The 18011-nt window shown below is 63.7% G+C and carries 17 protein-coding genes; 8 read left to right on the top strand and 9 right to left on the bottom strand.

Annotation, left to right across the window (positions count from 1 at the left end):
- Positions 1 to 17: 17 nt before the first annotated feature.
- The 4 genes from I2488_RS15080 to I2488_RS15065 form a co-directional block, all read right to left on the bottom strand.
- On the bottom strand, positions 18 to 1109 hold the full coding sequence (locus tag I2488_RS15080; protein WP_196276640.1) for an alpha-hydroxy acid oxidase: 1092 nt from the start codon (positions 1107 to 1109) through the stop codon (positions 18 to 20).
- An 18-nt stretch (positions 1110 to 1127) separates the two neighbouring features.
- Positions 1128 to 2117: a 3-keto-disaccharide hydrolase gene (locus I2488_RS15075; RefSeq protein WP_214652406.1), complete on the bottom strand. Its 990-nt coding sequence runs from the start codon at positions 2115 to 2117 to the stop codon at positions 1128 to 1130.
- 30 nt (positions 2118 to 2147) lie between these two features.
- Positions 2148 to 3323 (bottom strand): Gfo/Idh/MocA family protein, encoded by a 1176-nt coding sequence (locus tag I2488_RS15070; RefSeq protein ID WP_196276639.1) that lies wholly within the window; start codon positions 3321 to 3323, stop codon positions 2148 to 2150.
- 85 nt (positions 3324 to 3408) lie between these two features.
- Positions 3409 to 4290, bottom strand: a complete 882-nt coding sequence (locus I2488_RS15065) for an aldose 1-epimerase (RefSeq protein ID WP_196276638.1) — start codon at positions 4288 to 4290, stop codon at positions 3409 to 3411.
- Between the two features lie 157 nt (positions 4291 to 4447).
- Between I2488_RS15065 and I2488_RS15060 the strand changes: the two genes are divergently transcribed.
- From I2488_RS15060 to I2488_RS15040, 5 genes are all read left to right on the top strand, one after another.
- Entirely contained in the window at positions 4448 to 5050 is a 603-nt protein-coding gene (locus tag I2488_RS15060; protein WP_196276637.1) for a TetR/AcrR family transcriptional regulator, read from the top strand.
- Positions 5051 to 5294: 244 nt separating this feature from the next.
- Positions 5295 to 6203, top strand: a complete 909-nt coding sequence (locus I2488_RS15055; RefSeq protein WP_196276636.1) for a sugar phosphate isomerase/epimerase family protein — start codon at positions 5295 to 5297, stop codon at positions 6201 to 6203.
- A gap of 35 nt (positions 6204 to 6238) precedes the next feature.
- A complete protein-coding gene (locus tag I2488_RS15050; protein ID WP_039335577.1) occupies positions 6239 to 6643 on the top strand; it encodes a C-glycoside deglycosidase beta subunit domain-containing protein in 405 nt (134 codons plus the stop codon).
- Between the two features lie 34 nt (positions 6644 to 6677).
- The gene (locus I2488_RS15045) at positions 6678 to 7502 is read left to right on the top strand and encodes a phytanoyl-CoA dioxygenase family protein (RefSeq protein ID WP_196276635.1); all 825 of its coding nucleotides are present in this window, start codon (positions 6678 to 6680) and stop codon (positions 7500 to 7502) included.
- A 331-nt stretch (positions 7503 to 7833) separates the two neighbouring features.
- Positions 7834 to 9792, top strand: a complete 1959-nt coding sequence (locus I2488_RS15040) for a TonB-dependent receptor domain-containing protein (RefSeq protein ID WP_196276634.1) — start codon at positions 7834 to 7836, stop codon at positions 9790 to 9792.
- Here the strand turns inward: I2488_RS15040 and I2488_RS15035 are convergent.
- A complete protein-coding gene (locus I2488_RS15035) occupies positions 9787 to 10272 on the bottom strand; it encodes a hypothetical protein (protein ID WP_196276633.1) in 486 nt (161 codons plus the stop codon). The genes I2488_RS15040 and I2488_RS15035 overlap by 6 nt on opposite strands.
- A 377-nt stretch (positions 10273 to 10649) precedes the next feature.
- Between I2488_RS15035 and I2488_RS15030 the strand changes: the two genes are divergently transcribed.
- Genes I2488_RS15030 through sorB form a run of 3 tightly spaced genes read left to right on the top strand, consistent with a single transcriptional unit; the run spans position 10650 to position 13236 of the window.
- The gene (locus tag I2488_RS15030; RefSeq protein WP_196276632.1) at positions 10650 to 11702 is read left to right on the top strand and encodes a LysR substrate-binding domain-containing protein; all 1053 of its coding nucleotides are present in this window, start codon (positions 10650 to 10652) and stop codon (positions 11700 to 11702) included.
- A gap of 11 nt (positions 11703 to 11713) precedes the next feature.
- The gene (sorA, locus tag I2488_RS15025; protein ID WP_196276631.1) at positions 11714 to 12928 is read left to right on the top strand and encodes a SorA family sulfite dehydrogenase catalytic subunit; all 1215 of its coding nucleotides are present in this window, start codon (positions 11714 to 11716) and stop codon (positions 12926 to 12928) included.
- Positions 12928 to 13236, top strand: a complete 309-nt coding sequence (sorB, locus tag I2488_RS15020) for a SorB family sulfite dehydrogenase c-type cytochrome subunit (RefSeq protein ID WP_196276630.1) — start codon at positions 12928 to 12930, stop codon at positions 13234 to 13236. The genes sorA and sorB overlap by 1 nt, the downstream gene beginning before the upstream one ends.
- A gap of 123 nt (positions 13237 to 13359) precedes the next feature.
- On the opposite strand, the gene I2488_RS15015 is transcribed toward sorB, so the two are convergent.
- From I2488_RS15015 to I2488_RS15000, 4 genes are read right to left on the bottom strand one after another with little or no spacing between them, the layout of a single operon-like run.
- Complete coding sequence (locus I2488_RS15015; RefSeq protein ID WP_196276629.1) at positions 13360 to 14337, bottom strand: hypothetical protein; 978 nt, start codon at positions 14335 to 14337, stop codon at positions 13360 to 13362.
- Entirely contained in the window at positions 14337 to 15137 is an 801-nt protein-coding gene (locus I2488_RS15010) for a hypothetical protein (protein ID WP_214652405.1), read from the bottom strand. Before I2488_RS15010 ends, I2488_RS15015 begins: the two co-directional genes overlap by 1 nt.
- Position 15138: 1 nt before the next feature.
- The gene (locus I2488_RS15005) at positions 15139 to 15561 is read right to left on the bottom strand and encodes a DUF6152 family protein (protein WP_196276628.1); all 423 of its coding nucleotides are present in this window, start codon (positions 15559 to 15561) and stop codon (positions 15139 to 15141) included.
- A gap of 14 nt (positions 15562 to 15575) precedes the next feature.
- Positions 15576 to 17993, bottom strand: a complete 2418-nt coding sequence (locus I2488_RS15000; protein ID WP_196276627.1) for a TonB-dependent receptor — start codon at positions 17991 to 17993, stop codon at positions 15576 to 15578.
- Positions 17994 to 18011: the final 18 nt, after the last annotated feature.

The raw sequence follows: 18011 nt of genomic DNA, 5'->3' as shown, positions 1-18011 counted from the left end.
CAGGGTTGCTAGAGCAGTCAGCGTGGGGCCAGCACGGATCTGTCGATCGCATCCACGCTTGCGACTCCCGTTATCGCCATGACTTCGGCAAGTTCGGCCTGGAGAAGCTTCAGCACCCGTTCGACGCCCTGCGAACCGTCTGCGGTCAGGCCCCACAACACCGGACGACCTACAAGAACCGCACGCGCGCCGAGGGCCAGCGCCCGCAGCACGTCCGCCCCGGTGCGGATGCCGCTGTCGGCATAGACTTCGATGTCCTGCCCTACGGCCTCGACGATAGCCGGGAGGGCATGGGCGACCGGTTGTGAATGGCGCAGGCCCTGTCCGGCATGGTTCGATACGATCAGCGCGCTGGCGCCGTGGTCGCGTGCGCGCATCGCGTCGTCAGGCCGGATTACGCCTTTCAGGATGAGCGGGAGGTTGGAGAGACTGCGCATCCATTCCACGTCGGCCCAGGTTGCGGCGGCATCGGGGAAAGTCGCACCCATCGGCCGGTCGGCATAATCGCGGACGGCATACATCATGTGCTCCGGCTCCTGCCACCGCTGGAACAGCGCTTGAGCGGCTAGGCGCATGGGGCGCGGGAAGGCCGGCATGACGGGAAGATCGACCGTGAAGCACAGCGCCGATGCGCCCGCAGCCACGGCCCGCTCGACCACGTCCTTCACCACGCCGCGATCGCGCATGAAGTAAATCTGCTGCCAGTAGCGCCCCGCAGCCACAGCGCCCACCGCCTCGGGCGGGCGCGTGCCCATCATGCTGAGCGTGGTGATCGTGCCCGCTGCCATCGCACCACGCGCGGTCGCCACCTCGCCTTCGGGATTGACCAGCGTCGAACCGACAAACGGCGCGGTCATGATGGGCATTGCGATCTGCTGGCCGAGCACGGTGACCGAGGTATCGATGTGGGCGACGTCAACCAGCGCGCGCGGGCGCAAGTGCATTGCCTGCCACGCCGCTATGTCGTCATGCAGCGTGTGCTCCATGCCGACGTTGTTGACGAAGCTGCGGTAGGCTTCGGGCATCAGCGGCTCGGCAGCTGCGCGGACCTCGCTGACGTCGAGCAGGTCCTGTTCGGCGGTTACCTGCTCGAATACCGTTTCTGCCATGATGCCCGCTCCTCAGGATCAGCCCGGCTTGCGCTCGGCAATGGTCGGGAGGCGGCTGATCGGCTCGATGGTAATCGCGCGGAAGTACGTTTCGGCCCCTTCCGACTGTAGCTGGATCTTGCCGCCGGTCAGTGGGACCGTACGACCCTTCGCGTCCTTGGTGGTCAGGCTAGTCGCGGCCATCACCGGCACGCCGTTGACCACGTGGATCGACTTGTCGCCGAAGACATAGAGGTCGAGCGAGTTCCACTCGCCAAGCGGCTTTTCCGCGTCGCTACCGGCATCGACGTTCCACGTCGGGAAAGTCAGGCGCGAGGGCAGGCCGCCCTTGAAGTAACGGCGGCTCGGGTAGGGGATCGAAGGGTCGTTGGCGACCGGCACTGTCGCGCCTACGCGCCAATCGACCGTCTCGAACGATTGCTTGCCCTTCGAATCGCCGACCGTCAGCAGCATGCCGACCGAGTGCGGCACCACCTCGAATTCGATCGCGCTCATCCACGTGCCGAAGAAGGCGCCGTAGGCCCCGTGCGAGTGATAGAGCACCCCGTTGTTGCGCGGCATCGGCGTCCAGGTGTTGGCGCCCCACTTGTACTCGACGTGAAGGTGGTAGTTGCGGTGGGACTGCTTGGTCAGCAGCCCGCCGAACAGCTTGCCGCTGGAATAGATTGCGGGTGCGCCGTCCTCGGTGACCACCTTGAACACCCCGAAGGTATCCTGGTTCAGCCCGATCGGCGCGCTGCTGGGCGTGCCGTAGGTCGTGGCCGGCACGGTATAGCCAAGCCAGCTGTCCCATCCGGTGAGGTCGCGGCCATTGAACAGCTTCTTCGGTGCCATCCGTTGGCGGGGAAGGTTGGTCAGCACCAGATCCTGCTTGCGATAGGCCGGGTCCTTGGCGATCGCGGCCTTCTGCTCAGGCGTTGATCCATCGGGCGGACCGTCGGCAGCGAATGCGCTGGCGGGAGCGAGCAGGGCGAGGCTGGCGGCGAGAATGCAGTGCTTTGCGGACAATCTGGGAAACTCCACGGAATTGGCGGTATGTCAGTGGGCCGGCGCACTTTCGGCCAGATCGAACGGTGATGCGGTCAGCGCGATCAGGGCGGCGTCGGCTTCCGAATCGATGGTCGCAGGGCGCTCGCAGGTGGAGACGAGATCAACCACCGTGCGCGACGCTGCCGATTTGACGATGGCCTCCATCACTTCGACCGAGTGGACGATGAACTCAGCCCCGGTACGATGCTTGCTGCCAGTGCGGATCGCGAGTGCCAGATCGACCAACCCCGCACCGCGATAGTCGGCCACGATGCGGCCGGTATGGTCATGCCGGTTGGGCGTGGCAAAGCCCTGATCAATGGTCGTGAGCGCGGCGCGTGGCGTGGGTGGCGCAATCACTGTAGGCTCACCACCGAAGAACATCGGGTCTGCCATCGCTAGAATGCCGTCAGAACCGTATAGTTCGCCTGGCCGAAGCGTCGGCACCACCACGTCGAGTGAAATGATGAAGCTGACCGAGGCTTCCTCGAATTCAAGCACCGTGTTGAACGAGGTGTCGACCGTTACCGGGAAGGCTTCGCCCTGGCGCGGCCCGCGACGGATGGTCCGCTCTGTCCTCCCTGCGCCGGACATCGAGAACACCCGCTTCACCGGTCCCAGCAGGTTGATCCACATCGTCGTGTAGTACGGCCCGGCGTCGAACGGCGGTTCGCCTCCGGCCCGGTAGAACGCTTCCGGGTTGGGATGGAAGTGTTCGAGGCCCGGCAGCCCAAGGAACGATGTGCCGAACACCGGCCTGCCGATTGCGCCTGCGTCCAGTGCCTTGCGGGCCGCCTGGTGTGCGCTGCCGTAGAACGTGTCTGGTGCCGATCCGATCAGCAGTCCGCGCCGCTCGGCAAGATCCGCGAGCCTGCGCGCGCCGGTATGCGACAGGGCGAAGGGCTTTTCGGAATAGACGTGCTTGCCCGCTTCAAGCGCTGCAGCATTGATTTCCTCATGTGCCACGCCCGGCGTAAGGTTCAGGACGAGCTCTATGGCATCGTCCGCCAGGAGCTCTGCGACCGTCGCAGCACGCGCACCGAACCGCGTCGCCATACCAGCAATCCCCAAAGGAGAACGCGTTGCAACAGCCCGCAGATCAAGCGCAGGCGAGCGGGCGATAGCATTGAGATAGACCGCGCTGATGTCGCCCGCGCCGACGACGCCAATTCTGACAGGTTCCATCGCTCCCTCCCGTGCAGGTGCGGCTCACCATGAACCGATCGGCCACGCGATATTTAATCAGCGATTAGATTGTCGTGCGGTTAAGTCAAGCCTGATGCGACGAGATATGTCGGGCGCGGATCAGCAGGCTTGCTTCCAGTGTCTCGCCTTCCGCCAGCATCGTCATGCGGTCAGGGGCGCGATTGACGGCATCGGTGGGGTGGGTGAGTGGTTCGATGCAGAAGAAGTCGGCGTCAGGCGGCACGTAGACCCCCGTGCAGGAAAACGCGTCGCACGGCAGCAGCTCGATCAGAAGGTCGTGCGCAGTGCGACGGATCGTGAGCGCACCCTCGCGCAGATCCTGGATCGTATCCACCGGCCGGCTGCCGATTGGCGCGCCGTGCCACCAGTCCAGTGCCTTGGCGGCATCCAGCGGCGCGATGGGCAAGCCATCGGGCGCTGTCTGCCATTCGCGGCGATGCAGGCCCAGGTAGATGGTGTTGTCGTCCCGCGGGAAATAGGGGTGAAGGCCAAGCCCCGCTGGCATGACACCCTGTCCGGTGTTGGTCACGCTCAGCGTGATCCGGACCCCATCGACCGAGACCTGCACGTGCTGTTCAGCATGGTAGCGCCACGGCCACTCATCCGCGGAGTGGTCGTAAACCATCCGGATCGAGGCCGAATCATGGCTTGCAACTTGCCAAGGTACCAGCCAGCCATGGCCGTGCAGCGCATGGGGATGGAAAGGGCCCGGGAAGTTGGGCGAAAGCCTGCATGTCACGCCGTCGGCCGTGAACATCCCATGCGCGATGCGGTTGCAGAATGGCACAAGAGGAAAGCACGCCGCGTCGAGGATGTGATCCCCGGGGGCCTCGCGAAACACGGGGAGGCCCTTCCAGTCCAGGCTTCGCAGCGAACCGCCGATCTCCGGCGCAACTGTTACTTCGTAGTCGCCCCCGGAAAGGAGCCATGTCTGTGGATTGTTCATGGCCCACCTGAACATCGATCAGGCGTGCTTGCAAGAGTGGCCGGACAGCGTCGCAAAAGGACGGTTGTGGTCGCAGTTTCTGTCTGGCCAGAAGCCGGTTTGCTGTTAGGGAAGCTGTGCTGTCACGCCTGACGTGCCCGGTCGTCCAAGAGGTCTGATGTCCGCCAAGAAGCCCTACCACCGCGAAAACCTGCGCCGCGATCTTCTCGATGCCGGCCGCGAGTACGTGCGGCAAAATGGGCACCACGGCCTCTCGATCCGCACGCTCGCCCAGCAAGTTGGCGTCTCGCCCGGCGCGCCTTACCACCACTTCCCCGATCGCCGTTCGCTCCTGCTGGCACTCGCGATCGAGGGCTTCGAGGAGATGCTTGACGGGGCCGAACAGGTCCGCCGCAGCAACGCCACGCCGGCCGAGAAGCTGGGCAAAATGGGTCTGCTGTTCATCCGCTTCGCCGAAGCCAATCCCTTCCTCCTCGACCTCATGTACGAAAGCGAGCTGACCTCGCCGGTGCTCGATCCCCTGCTGCTCGATTACCAGTTGAAGGGGCATTTCAACTTGCGCGACCACCTCAGAGCAGCGCTGCCCGGCGTCAGCGACGATGAGGCGGACCTCAGGGTCATCGCCTTCTGGTCTGCGATCTACGGCTTCTCTTCCATGCGCAAGAAGGGCGTTATCCGTCCGAGCGAGGCCGCTCTGCCCAGCATCGATATCGCCGAAGCCATCGTCGCTCGCGCTACGCTCGCCGCGTTGGCGGACTGAAACGATCAATAGCGCCGGAAGAGCCTTTCCCAGCACTAGGATCAATTGCCAACTTGCGATCAGATCACTGATCAAATTGACCTTGACGCCTTCTCTGACACGATTTAATCGGTGTTTAGATTGAGGTGCCGCGCCGCTACGGCGTGCGCGGCAAGCGCGAACTTCCGATCCGGACAAGGATCCAACCACATCCGGCGGGAGGTGAAGTCCACGGGCTTCGTCTTCCGCCTTGCAGGAGCAAGACATGGCCGGCTCGTTCAAGTACGGTGTTTCAACTTACAGCTACGTCGACGACTACGGCTCGGTCATGACGCTGGAAGACGCGTTCGATCACATTGCCGACACTGGCGCTACCGGGATCGAGATCCTCGGCGAAGGCCAGATCGAGGGGTACCCCAACCCCTCCAGCCAGTTCCTCGATCGCTGGTTCGGTCTGCTCGACAAGTACAAGCTCGAGCCCACCAACATGTGTTCGTGGGTCGACATGCGCATCACCTTGCAGCGCAACCTTACCGTAGAGGAAGGCGCCGCAGAGCTTGAGCGCGACCTGCGCCTTGCCCACCAGTTCGGCTTCAAGTTCCTGCGCCCGAAGTTCGGCGTGCTCTCGCACGATCTGATCCCCGAACCGCAGTGGGAAGCCTATACCGAACGCAACCTCGATCTCGCCCACAAGCTGGGCGTGGTGATCTGCCCGGAAATCCACGCGCCCACGCCGATCAAGCATGAGGTCGTCGATGGCTACATCAACTTCATCGAGCGCACCGGCACCAAGAACTTCGGTCTGATGATCGACACCGGCATCTTCCAGGACCGTCCGTTGACGCACTGGGGTTCGCACCAGATCAACGACGAAGCGCGCAAGCACATGGAGTTCCTCAACGGCATCAAGGTGCCGCCGGAACACTTCCTCGACGTCGCCAAATACGTCGTGTTCATCCAGGCCAAGTTCCACGACATTGACGAGAACCTCGAGGACCAGAACATTCCGTGGCAACCGGTGATCTCTGCGATCAAGCGCTCCGGTTACTCCGGCTACCTGTCGAGCGAATATGAGGGCTGGCGCGCGCCGTGGCGCTCGATCGACCAGGTCCGCCGCCAGCAGGTGCTGCTGCGCAAGCTGGAGCGCGAGTACGACGAAGGCAAATTCGCCTGAGGCCTGTGGCACCCCCAAGATTCCCGGAGAATACCATGCTCGAACACCAGCTCATCCAGAGCACCGGCTTCCGCAATTTCGGCCCGGTCGGCGCGCGCGAAGGCTTCGCCATCCGCATCCGCATCCCCAACTACCATGGCACCCGCCTGTCGCAGCTCGACGGCTTCGACGTGACGGTCGACGGCGTGTTCTACGACCACGAGATCAACCGCTTCGGCATCCGCGACGAAGTCTACACCATGGCCGAAATGCGCGAGGAAACCACCGCGCGCTGGGGTCTGACCGAATGGGGCGAAATCCTCGTAGACAAGCCGGGCGGTCTTGAACCGGGCGTCCACAAGATCGAGGTCCTCGCCCGCATCCGCTATTCCTACTTCCCGCCCGACGTGCATATCTTCCCGATGCACGCCGAACGTTACGGCACGATCTGCATCGCCTGACGACCTCATCAAGAACACGAAGGCTTCCGCAAAAATGACGCAGCAATTCGGCCGACAAGGTGACGATTACATCCTCTCGCCAGAGGAGATCGCCCAGTTCCATCGCGACGGTTACATCACCTTGCGCAGCGTGATGACCGAAGAGGAGCTTCTGCCACTCGAAGCCGAGTTCGACCGCTTCATCCGTGGTGAAGTCAGCGGGATGGGCAAGGATTTCTGCGACATGTCGGGGCCCTTTGACCGCGAGTTCGAGAACTTCAGCCTCGTCAATGCGGTGCTGCCGCGTCGTTACGAACCAAGCCTCCGTGATAACCTCTACGAGCGGCGCGCCGCCTCGATCTCCCGTCAGTTGCTAGGGGAGAGTGCGACGCTGGACTACGACCAGTTCCTGGCAAAGCGCCCCGCAAAGCCCGATGCGGTGTTCACGATGCATCAGGACCTCGGTTACTGGCCCACCGGAACCCCTGAGCCGCTGACGGCAACATGCAGCTTGGCGCTCGACGACGCGGATACCGAGAACGGTTGCCTCAAGGTCGTGCCGGGTTCGCAGAAGCAGGGCCTTCGCCCGCACCGTCCGCTGATGGGGGAGGATCGCAGCAAGTCCCACATCCTCAGCGTCGAGCTTTCGGAGCACGACTCGGTCGTCGACCTTCCGCTGAGCCGCGGCGACATCACCGTGCATGACGAACTGATTGTGCATGGCTCCGGCGGCAATCTGTCGCAGGACCGCTGGCGGCGCACCTATATTGTCGCGTTCCGCTCGAAGGCGTGCGTCGATTTCGAGCGCTCGATCGGCTTCACCCATTCGCACAACGATACCATTGCCTGGGAAACCCACCTAGGCGCACTGACTGCCTGAGCTCGGCGGATTGTTGGTGTCGCGCTGTCCCGGTTCAGCTTTGAACGCGGCAGATGCCGCCGCCGCTGCGCCGAAGTGATCGTTCAACGCGCGGGCGCAAGGTTTGCTAGCCCCCCGAGTGGCTGTTCGTCCCCCGCGGGGCTTGAACCTGCACGCTTGCCGGGCGCAAGACACGTGTGACTCTGGCGCCTTCTTGCCTCGTCGCGCAACCCTTTGTGACATTATGGAACAAGGATGTGGCGAAGCGTTCGTTCCCCGGCCATTCCTCCATTCCTAACGCGCGTGGCGCAGCGCGGCCCGTAGGGCTGGCTGCGGTGCCTGAGGGGGCGAAATGCACGGGAATAGAGGCACATACCGGATCGGCGGGAGGCTGACCTGCGTCCTTGCAGCGGCGATTCTCGGGCTACCCCTGCCGCGCGTGGCCTTTGCGCAGCGCGTTGACGACAACGTGATCACCAATGCCAACGACGCTTTCGGCCAGTCCGTCGGCAACGAGCGCGTGGGACTTTACGGCACCGATGACGTGCGCGGCTTCAATCCTGTCGATGCCGGCAATGCGCGGATCGAAGGGCTGTACTTTGCGCCCGTCGATCGCCTGCCCAACCGGCTGACACGGGGAAGCCGGGTGCGTGTGGGCATCGCGGCGATGGGCTATGCCTTCCCCGCACCGACCGGGATCGTCGATTTCGATCTTTCGGCTTCGGCCGATGCCGACCAGTTCACCGTGGGTCTGGAGCGGGCGCAGTTCGGCTCGGTTCTGGGCAGCGTGGACAGCAATTTCGCGGTGGGGAATGATCTGCGCGTCTACCTCGGCGGCACGGTGCGGCGGCAGAACCGGCACGAGGGCGGCAACTTCAAGTCGTGGATCGCATCGGGCGGACTGGCATGGCGGCCCTATGCCGGGGCCAGCGTCATAGCGTTCTGGGGCCGCACCCGCACTTATGATGACGAAGCGGCACCGGCGATCTTTCCCGGCGGAGACTACCTGCCGCCACAGATCAAGCGGCGCGAGATGATTGGCCAGAGCTGGAGCGACCGCGACAATACGCACCAGATCTATGGCGCGCTGGCCAAGCTACCGTTGGGCGACTGGCGCGTGGAAGCGGGTTTGTTTCGGGCCGAACGACGTGTGGACTCAAACTTCACCGATATCTTTGCCAACTTGCGGCCCGACGGCACCGTGGCCAACCGTGTCATGGTGGTCGATGGCAACAACATCGACCGGACGCTGTCAGGCGAGGCCAAGGTCGTGCGCACTTTTGCCGACGGCCCGCTGGCTCACCGGCTGACCTTCAGCTTCCGAGGGCGGACCGGGGATCGCCGCTTCGGCGGGGTCCAGCGCATATCGCTTGGCCCCAGCAGCCTGAACTTCGCCGACGAGCGCCCCAGGCCCACCATTGCACTGGGCGTCGATGACACGGACGATTCCTCGCAAGGTACGCTTGGGCTGTCCTACTCGCTGACCCGGCCCGGCAGGTTCCTGATCGACGCTGCGATTGCCGGATCGCGCTACAGCAAGACCATCCGCTTCGTCAGCGCGGGGCTGGTCACGTCCAACCGCGACCGTCCGGTCACCGGCAGCCTGACGGCCAGCTATACGATCAGCCCCTCGTTCTCGCTCTATGGCGGGTATGTGCGCGGGTTCGAAGAAGTCTCGGTCGCGCCGCAGAACGCTACCAATCGCGGCGCGGTGCCGCCCGCGATCCGGACCCGCCAGACCGACCTTGGCTTTCGCTATGCGGTGACGAAGAACCTCAGTCTGGTCGCCGGGGTATTCGAGATCACCAAGCCCTACTACAACCTCGACGACCAACTGCTCTATCGCGATCTCGGATCGTCCTCCAATCGAGGGGTCGAAGTGTCGCTGACCGGGACGGTGCGTCCCGGCCTGTCCGTGGTGCTGGGCAACGTACTGATCGATTCCCGCATTTCGGGCGAACTGGTTGACGAAGGCCGCATCGGCCCGCGCCCGGTGGGCACGATCCGCCGGCGCTCCATCGCCAATGCCGACTGGCGGCTTGGTGGGGGCAAGAGTCCGCTTTCATTTGATATCGCGGTCGAAAGCTTGTCAGCGCGCGTCGGCAATCCGTTGAACAGCCTCTACGCTCCGCCACGCGAGATGATCGATCTGGGGATGCGCTATCGTTTCCCGATCGGATCGAAGCGCGCATTGCTCAGGCTGCAGCTGGCCAACGTGTTCGACGATTATGGCTGGCAGGTCGCGTCCAACGGCGCGTTCCAGTATTCGGTCGGTCGCCGCGTGCTGGCGGAACTGCGCTTCGATTTATGAGACGGGGACAGGCGGCGGTACTTCCTCAAGCGTCGGCGCAAAGGCCCAGTGGCACGCAACGCAGCGGGCGTTGATCGCTTCCCCGGCAGCGGTCAGGCCTGCTAAGTCCTTGCGTTCGGCAGACTGCGCGCTGGCGGTTGCGGCAGCTTCAAGATCACCTGCAAGTTTGTCCCAGCGCGGGTCTTCCTGCCTGTACGGCGCGCCACGCAGCACGACCGCGAGCTGGCGCAAGGTCAGCGCATCGCTTTCGGCATTCTCCCAGTCCTCTTCCGTCTTCGGCTCGCCCGAATGGTTGCCGGTCGCATCGGCCTCGAGCGCAGTCCAGGCCCAGAGCTGGTAGGCATTGCGCTGCATTACGTGACCCATCAGTTCGGGCAGGGGGAGCGGCTCGAGACCGTTGGTCTGCGCGAAGATCGTGGTCGATGCGATGGCGCTGCCGGCAAGGCTGGCTGCCAGAAGAAGAATGGTGCGATGCTTCACAGGGGGCCCTCATGTGCGGGCCATGCGCCATCCGCACGCCCTTTGGCGGGTCCTTACCGCCGGTCATATGGAGGTCTAAGGCACCGTTTCTCATATGCTCATGCCACCCCGTTCCAAGGCGGGTGCAGAGTTCGACCCAAGGTGAAATTGCACTTTCGATAGAACAATTTGTCGGTTCAACTGCCTGTCACAGCCGTCAAGATAGATGATCCGACTTGAGTATTGCGCGAATCTCTACTAAATGAGTAGAGACGGCTGCTACCCTGCGCAGGATGCTTCGCCAAAGCGAGCGAGGGAACGCGCATCATGCCGATTTCACAAGATACCCGCGTCTCGCCTTCTGCCGGTCGGCCCTGTGCTGGACTGCGGGGGCGGACATGAACTTCCAGCAGTTGCGCTATATCCGCGCGGCGGTGAAGAACGACCTCAACCTGACCAAGGTGGCGAACGAACTGTTCACCTCGCAATCGGGCGTCAGCAAGCAGATCCGCGAACTGGAACAGGAACTGCGCGTGGACATCTTCGTGCGCCGGGGCAAGCGCCTGGTGGGCCTGACCCCTGCCGGGGAGAACGCGGCGAGGGTGATCGACCGCCTGCTGCAGGAGGCAGACAACCTCAAGCGCCTGTCGGACCAGTTTGCACAGGCCGACAAAGGTCGCCTCATCATCGCTGCTACGCACAACCAGGCCAACTATGTCCTGCCGCGCCTTCTGCTGCAATTCGGGCAGCTGTTTCCAAAGGTCGAGGTCGAACTGCTGCAGGGCAGCCCGAGCTATGTCGTTGATGCGCTGGTGCGCGGCGAGGCGGACATCGGCGTTGCGACCGAGGCAGTCGACGGCAACCCGCACCTGGAAACGCACCCCTGCTTCACCTGGCGTCACGTGGTCATCGCGCCGAAGGGCCATCCCCTGCTGGGCTTGAACACCCCCACGCTAGCAGACATCGCCCGCTATCCGATCATCACCTACAACTCCGAGTTCTCCGGTGGCTCGCGCGTGCTCGACGCTTTCGAACAGGCCGGGGTCGAAGTCGACTTGCGGCTGCGAGCGATGGATGCAGATGTGATCAAGACCTATGTTCGTCTTGGCGCGGGTGTCGGCATCGTTGCGCAGATGGCGGTGGAAGGCGGGAACGATGGCGAGCTGCGCGTGGTGCAGGGGTCCGATGCCTTGTTCGGCACGGGCACGACCAAGATTGCGCTTCAGAAAGGCACCTTGCTGCGCAACTATGCCTATCAGTTCGTCGCCATGCTCGCTCCGCATCTCGATGCCGATGTCCTGAGCGGTACGAAGCGTGCGCCGCGCCTTGCGCAGGCACCCGAAATTGCGCCATTTACCGAACGGCGCGACCTTCATGTTGCCGAAGTGGGCGACATGGCCACCGCTCCATTTGCCATTGCACCCTCCGCCATGCCGCAACTGCATCACTGACAGGACTACAGATGAACGAAGTGGATGTGCGAAACTGGAGACGTCGGGAGTTCCTCAGAGTCTCCGGCCTCGCGCTTGCAACAGCACCCGTGGCTGGCGTGGCGAAGACCGTGCAATTGCCGTTCGGCAATGGCACGCGGCCGCTGGTGCGCTTTCCGCAGAAGCGGGAGTTGATCCTGCTGACCACCCGTCCGCCGCAGCTCGAAACGCCGTTCGAGGTGTTCAACCATGGGCTGATCACGCCGAACGATGCGTTTTTCGTGCGCTATCATCTGTCCGGCCTGCCCGATGCGATCAACCCGGCGACGTTCCGCCTGAAGATCGGCGGGCATGTCGGCAAGCCGCTCGAACTCTCCCTCGCCAGCCTGAAGCGTGATTTTCCCGTTCAGGAGATCGTGGCAGTCAATCAGTGCTCGGGCAACAGCCGGGGTTTCGTCGAACCGCGCGTGGGCGGCGGGCAGCTTGGCAACGGTGCGATGGGCAATGCCCGCTGGCGCGGGGTGCCGCTCAAGGCGCTGCTCGACAAGGCCGGCCTGCGCGAAGGGGCGCGGCAGGTTACCTTCAACGGGCTCGACAATCCGCCGCTCGATGGCATCCCGGATTTCGTGAAGGCGCTGGATATCGATCATGCCCGCGATGGTGAGGTGATGGTCGCCTACCAGATGAACGGGCAGGATCTGCCGTTTCTCAACGGCTATCCGTTGCGCCTGATCGTGCCGGGGCACTACGGCACATCTTGGGTCAAGCACCTCGACGAGATCAACGTCGTCAATGCGCAGTTCGATGGCTACTGGATGAAGACCGCCTATCGCATTCCGGACAACGACTGCAACTGCCTGGTCCCCGGCCAGAAGCCCGACAAGACCAAGCCGATCGGGCGCTTCAACGTGCGCTCGTTCGTGACCAGCCACGCCGATGGGGCGCGGGTTGCGGCAAGGCAGACGGTGGAACTGCGCGGCATTGCATTTGCGGGCGGATCGAACATCGCGCGCGTGTTGCTCTCAACAGACGATGGGCAGAGCTGGCAGGAAGCGCGGCTGGGTGAAGACCTTGGACGCTACTCGTTCCGCGAATGGCGACTGGGGCTGGCGCTGCAAGCAGGGGCCCATCGGATCAAGGTCCGCGCCGTCACCGCCGATGGCGAGGCACAGCCGCTCGAACAGCGCTGGCAGCCTGCTGGCTACATGCGCAATGTGGTCGAGACGATCAGGCTGGAGGTCGCGTGATGCGGAGGGAACCACTTGTCCTGATCGCGGCAGCGGCTCTGGTTCCGGCGGCGATTGCCGCCAGGCCCCTGACTTATTCGGCCCCTGCGGAAACCACCCCGGCAGAACTGGCCGATGCCGAGGGCGAACTGGTGGTCAACGCCTGCTCGACCTGCCACTCGCTCGAATACATCGTCACCCAGCCACGCGGGAAGGGTGCGCAGTTCTGGAAGGACTCGGTCGCCAAGATGGTGAACGTCTACAAGGCACCAGTCGAGCCTGCCGACGCCGACGCGGTGGCGGCGGCGCTGGCAAGGAAGTTCGGCTGAGGTACCGCCATTCTCTTTGTCTTTGCGAGGCGGCGAAGCCAACGAAGCAATCCAGAGTCGGCGCAGAACCGCTCTGGATTGCTTCCCCCGGCTTACGCCGGGGTCGCAATGACGAAGTCGACGTTAGCGGTCGATGACCGCCCCATCTGAAGGCACGCCAACCGCGCCACCGCCGAACGGACCGTTGTTCTCGGCGCAAATGCGCTCGTAGTGCTCGTATTGCAGCGGCCTGCCCGGCGCGTTGACCGGCTTCACGTCGAAGTGCCAGCCATCGGGCTTATCCGCCACGGTATAGCGCCGTGCCGGGATCGTCGCCGTCCATGGGCGTGAGTAGACCGTTGGATCGGTGAAGGTCGCGACATAGTTGAAGCGCTTGCCATCGGCATCGAAGATGAAACGCTCCGCCACCGTGGCGTTCTCGCTCATGAAATCGCCATAGCGGCCGAACAGCGCCTTGCCGTTGTTGTTGCGGGTATCGACGACCAGCGTGTTGCCCTCCCAATGGCCGCGTGAATCCCCGTTCCACAGCTTGATTTCGGGCGAAAGGTGCGGCGATCCGTCAAGCCGGATGATCCGCGTGCCGGAATCGAACAGGAACACCACGTATCCGGGATACTGCCGCACCTCATAGCCGTGCCACATGAACGACTTGGGCACGCCCGCCGGAGCGCAGCGCGCGAGCGGCTCAATGTAGCGGGGCTTCACCGGATTAGGGAAATTCTTGGCAAAGTCCTCCTGCAGCGCACGCGCGGCGGGAAGATAGGGGATCTGCCCGTCGCCCGGATCGGACACGCGGCTCGGCGCGCGCTGGTCACGCGGAAGCTTGGCCGCTGCCGAAGGTTCGCCCGGAGGACCAGCCTGTGGATCGGTGAAGTTGCTGTGGTTCGAGATCGTGTTCGACCAGAACCCGCTGACATCAGGCTGGCCATCGGCGAGACGCGCGCCGGTCCATTCAGCCGAGGCGATGGCGGGCACTTCCTTCTGCCAGCGAATGCCCGGTGCCGTGGGCTGCGGTGCAGGCGTTGCGTCCTGCGCCGAAGCCATGGGCGAGGTCCCTGCGAGCAGCAGCGCTGCGGCGGCGCAAAAGGTCTTGCGGTTCATCACTGTCCGTCCTTGTGCGGATAGAACTGCTCGTATTCGAGCGCGTAGCAGTAGTCCTCGATCAGCTGGAAACCCTTGTCCCGGCGGCGATGGAGGAGGACGTTGATTGTCCACGGCCTCGTGTAGATGCCGGGTTCATCAAGGGTAGCGCTGTAGGAAATCGTGTTGGGGTCGACGAAGGTCCAGCGCTCTACCACATGCAGATCGGGACCGTGGAAGTTGCCTGCACGGTCGAGCCAGGTTTCCTCGTTGAAGTCCGTCACGTCGACGACCAGCGTATCGCCTTCCCACTGGCCGCGGCTGTCGCCCAGCCAGAACTCCTGATGCTTCTCCTGCGGATGGTCCGAGCCATCGGTGTGGATCGTGCGCACCTGGTTGCCGAACTGGTGGACCAGCGTCAGGTCCTGCGCGCGCTGGAACACCTGGAACGGCGCCGGGTAATAGACCCCGCGCGGCACGCCCAGCACCCAACACTTGAGACGTGGATCGTCCTTCGCGCGGGTGGCGAAGTTGCTGGCCCGCCGTTCCAGCGCCTCCGCCGTGTAGGGGATCCGGCCGCCCTCGACCACGCCCGGCCCCGGCGGGGCATCACGACGACCGGCGTGCGGTTCAAGGTCGTAGTCCGCCTCGCCCAGCACTTGCCAGATACCGGAGAAGTCGGGCTTGCCATCAGCCTGACGCGGGATCGCAGGGGCTGCAGGCACTGCCGCAACCGCAGGCTTGGCCGGAGCCGCCCCGGCCAGTGTCGGCATGAGAAGTGCGGTCGATGCCGCCAGCAGGATCGCTGCCTTGGCGGTCATCTCACTTCCCCACGGGCGGCGGCGGAGCATCGGGTGCGCTGCCGGTCTGGACCTTCCGCCCGCCGGGCAGGACTACGGTCGTGGCATAGCCGAACGGACCGCCATTCTTGGCCTTGTATCCGGCAAGGCGGATCGGCACCCCGGCATGGACGTTGTCGCGCGTGATGTTGCTGGAACGCAGCGAAGTCGGCGTGCCGAACTCGAAGCCCCAGTTGGTCACCGAGCCGTCCTTGTTCCTGACGTCGAGGTAGATCCAGCTGTGCGGATTGACGAAGCGTACCTTGGTCACCACGCCGTCGATTACCAGCGGCTTGCTGGAATCGAACTCGGCGGCAAAGGCGTGGTGGGCAAGGCTGGCGGCGGGCAGGGCGACCAGCCCCGCCACGCCCACAGCGCCTGCGATCAGAAGCGACTTGCGGTTCATCTCATTGGCCTCCTTCAGTATTTCACGCGCAGCAGCGCGCCGACGTAACGACGAGGGCCGACGCCATCGTAGCCGACCGGGGCGGTGTTGCTGAAATCGTTGACGCTGGTGGTGTACTGCGTGTCGAACAGGTTCTTGGCCACGATGCTGAACTCGGTCTCGACCCCGTTCAGCTCCTTCGAAACGCCGATCCCGGCATCAGTCAGGTGATAGCCTTTCTGGAAGCCATAGGGCGAAAGCAGCTGCTCCAGATTGTGCGACGAGCGCCACGTGTCGTTGGCAAACAGGCGCAACGTGAAGCCGCTGTCACCGATCGGCTGGTCATAGTTGAAACCGAGGATCACGTTCCACTTGGGCGCGCCGACGATCTGCTTGCCGGTATTGTTGCAGACCGGGGTCGAGGAGGGTACGTTGCGTGGGCAGGTGGCCGTCGACCAGTCGGTATAGATGGCGTCGTTGTAGGCCCCGCCAAAGTTGAACGAAAGCGCGTCGCTGACCCGCAGGTGACCATCGACTTCCACGCCACGGGCCCGCAGCGCCGGTACGTTGCCAAGGCGAGAGCTGAAGCCGGTCGGCGACGCCGCATCGGCAAAGCTCGTGACATTCTGATAGTCGCGAACCTTGGTGTGATAGAGGTTCACGTTGAGCTGCAGCACGTTGTCGAAGAACGCGCCCTTCACGCCCAGTTCGAAGTCGGTCGTACGCTCGGGCAGGACGTTGGCACGCGTCCCGTCGTTGAGGAACGCCACAGCGCCCGACTTGCCGCCGCCGCTGGCCGAGGCATAGAGCAGTACGTCATCCGCCAGTTTGTAGCTCGGGTTGATCAGCCAGGAGAACGAACCGTCCCGGATCGGGGTGCCGAGCACGTCGGTGTAAGCGGCGCCAAGCTGGGCGCTGCGGATCGCGTCGGCAGTTGCATTGCCGGCCGAAACCAGAGCGCGCCCATCGATGAACGTCGCGCCGCGCGTGGTAATGCTGTCCTTCTGCTCCCAGGTGTAACGCAGGCCGCCCGTCACGGCCAGCCGTTCGGTCAGCTTCCAGTCACCTTGCGCGAACACCGCCTGGCTCTTCGAAACGGGGTTCTGGTAGGTCGTGGAGAACACGTTCTCCAGCGAAGCGCGCAGGAAAGGCAGGTTCGTCGCGGTGTTCAGCGTGTTGTACTGCCCATTCGTGGCGTAGAACGCACCGGCATCGCGGCCGAACAGGTTGCGGCTGGTCGTCTCGGTGTCGATCTTGAACAGGTAGAGCCCGGCCTGGATGTGCAGGGCATCGGTCAGATCGCCGCTGACGCGCAGTTCCTGCGAAAGCTGCTCGCTGTCGACCAGAGTGCCGCCGCGGGCGATGGCAAAGCGCGTCTGCTCGCTGTCGTTCTTCGCGTCGAAGTGCAGCTTGCGGTATGCCGAGATCGACTTGATCTGAACCGGCCCTGCATCCCAATCGGCCACCAGCGAAACGCCGCTGTTGCGCGTGATCAGCGGCTCGGCCTGATCCATGTCGATGGTCGTGGTGGATCCGATGATCGGGGTGTAGCCACCGAAATAGCTGCGGGCGAGGCGGGTGGAGAAGGTCGTGCCTCGCACCGAGCCATCGTCGAGCTTTGCGGGGTCGACGATCCAAGGCTTGGTATTCGAATTCTCGTTGGTTTCGGCGCTATCCGCGTTGATCTTCACCGAGAAGTTGTCGGCCGGCTTGAACAGCAGTTGCACGCGGCCACCCCAACGGTTGCGTTCATGCCAGCGTCCGCCACGCGCGGGATTGACGTTGAGGATGTCGCCATCCTGCTTGTCGAGGAAGAACGAGGCGCGGAACGCCAGCAGATCTTCGACGATGCCCGCCGAGTAGCTGCCGCGCGCCTTGAACGCCTTGCGGGTGAAGCCCTTTTCCAGTTCCAGCGTGCCCTCGGGATCGAAGGTCGGCGCCTTGGTGGTGTACTTGATCACGCCAAGCGAAGTATTCTTGCCGAGCAGCGTGCCTTGGGGGCCGCGCAGGATTTCCACCTGCTGGAGATCGGTAAAGTCCTGATAGGTCATGCCGACATGGCCGAGGAACACGTCATCGACGATGGTGCCGACGGCGGCTTCCATGTTGTCGTTGCCGCTGGTCTTGCCGATGCCACGCAACGACACGCCGGTGCGGCGGGCGTTCGGCGTCGTTGCGGTCAGGCCCGGCGCGCGCTGCGTCAGGTCGGCAATGGTGAAGACGCGCTGCTGGGCCACCGTATCACCGCTGAGCACGGTGATCGGGATTGGCACATCGTTGATGTCTTCTTCGCGGTTGCGCGCGGTGACGACGATGCCCCCGGCCTCATCGAATGCTGCAGCGTCTGCCGCATCAACAGCAGCAGCGGGCGCTTCCTGCGCATAGGCAGTGGAAGCGGTGGACAGGAGAAGCGCGGCGGTGAACGCCTGCGCGCGCGTGGAGAGGATGCGCATTCTGGTAATTCCCTGAAA

Origin of the sequence: Novosphingobium jiangmenense (genome assembly GCF_015694345.1) — a bacterium.
GTDB lineage: Bacteria > Pseudomonadota > Alphaproteobacteria > Sphingomonadales > Sphingomonadaceae > Novosphingobium > Novosphingobium jiangmenense.
The sequence above is the reverse complement of the archived record's forward strand: the minus strand, read 5'-3'. Positions and strand labels throughout refer to the sequence as shown.

Excerpts from the sequence above, each read along its gene's own strand:
- I2488_RS15040 (WP_196276634.1), top strand. The coding sequence starts at position 7,834 with ATGCACGGGAATAGAGGCACATACCGGATCGGCGGGAGGCTGACCTGC.
- I2488_RS15005 (WP_196276628.1), bottom strand. The coding sequence starts at position 15,561 with ATGAACCGCAAGTCGCTTCTGATCGCAGGCGCTGTGGGCGTGGCGGGG.
- I2488_RS15065 (WP_196276638.1), bottom strand. The coding sequence starts at position 4,290 with ATGAACAATCCACAGACATGGCTCCTTTCCGGGGGCGACTACGAAGTA.
- I2488_RS15045 (WP_196276635.1), top strand. The coding sequence starts at position 6,678 with ATGACGCAGCAATTCGGCCGACAAGGTGACGATTACATCCTCTCGCCA.
- I2488_RS15000 (WP_196276627.1), bottom strand. The coding sequence starts at position 17,993 with ATGCGCATCCTCTCCACGCGCGCGCAGGCGTTCACCGCCGCGCTTCTC.
- I2488_RS15030 (WP_196276632.1), top strand. The coding sequence starts at position 10,650 with ATGAACTTCCAGCAGTTGCGCTATATCCGCGCGGCGGTGAAGAACGAC.
- I2488_RS15015 (WP_196276629.1), bottom strand. The coding sequence starts at position 14,337 with ATGAACCGCAAGACCTTTTGCGCCGCCGCAGCGCTGCTGCTCGCAGGG.
- I2488_RS15080 (WP_196276640.1), bottom strand. The coding sequence starts at position 1,109 with ATGGCAGAAACGGTATTCGAGCAGGTAACCGCCGAACAGGACCTGCTC.
- I2488_RS15010 (WP_214652405.1), bottom strand. The coding sequence starts at position 15,137 with ATGACCGCCAAGGCAGCGATCCTGCTGGCGGCATCGACCGCACTTCTC.
- I2488_RS15060 (WP_196276637.1), top strand. The coding sequence starts at position 4,448 with ATGTCCGCCAAGAAGCCCTACCACCGCGAAAACCTGCGCCGCGATCTT.
- I2488_RS15070 (WP_196276639.1), bottom strand. The coding sequence starts at position 3,323 with ATGGAACCTGTCAGAATTGGCGTCGTCGGCGCGGGCGACATCAGCGCG.
- sorB (WP_196276630.1), top strand. The coding sequence starts at position 12,928 with ATGCGGAGGGAACCACTTGTCCTGATCGCGGCAGCGGCTCTGGTTCCG.
- I2488_RS15055 (WP_196276636.1), top strand. The coding sequence starts at position 5,295 with ATGGCCGGCTCGTTCAAGTACGGTGTTTCAACTTACAGCTACGTCGAC.
- I2488_RS15050 (WP_039335577.1), top strand. The coding sequence starts at position 6,239 with ATGCTCGAACACCAGCTCATCCAGAGCACCGGCTTCCGCAATTTCGGC.
- sorA (WP_196276631.1), top strand. The coding sequence starts at position 11,714 with ATGAACGAAGTGGATGTGCGAAACTGGAGACGTCGGGAGTTCCTCAGA.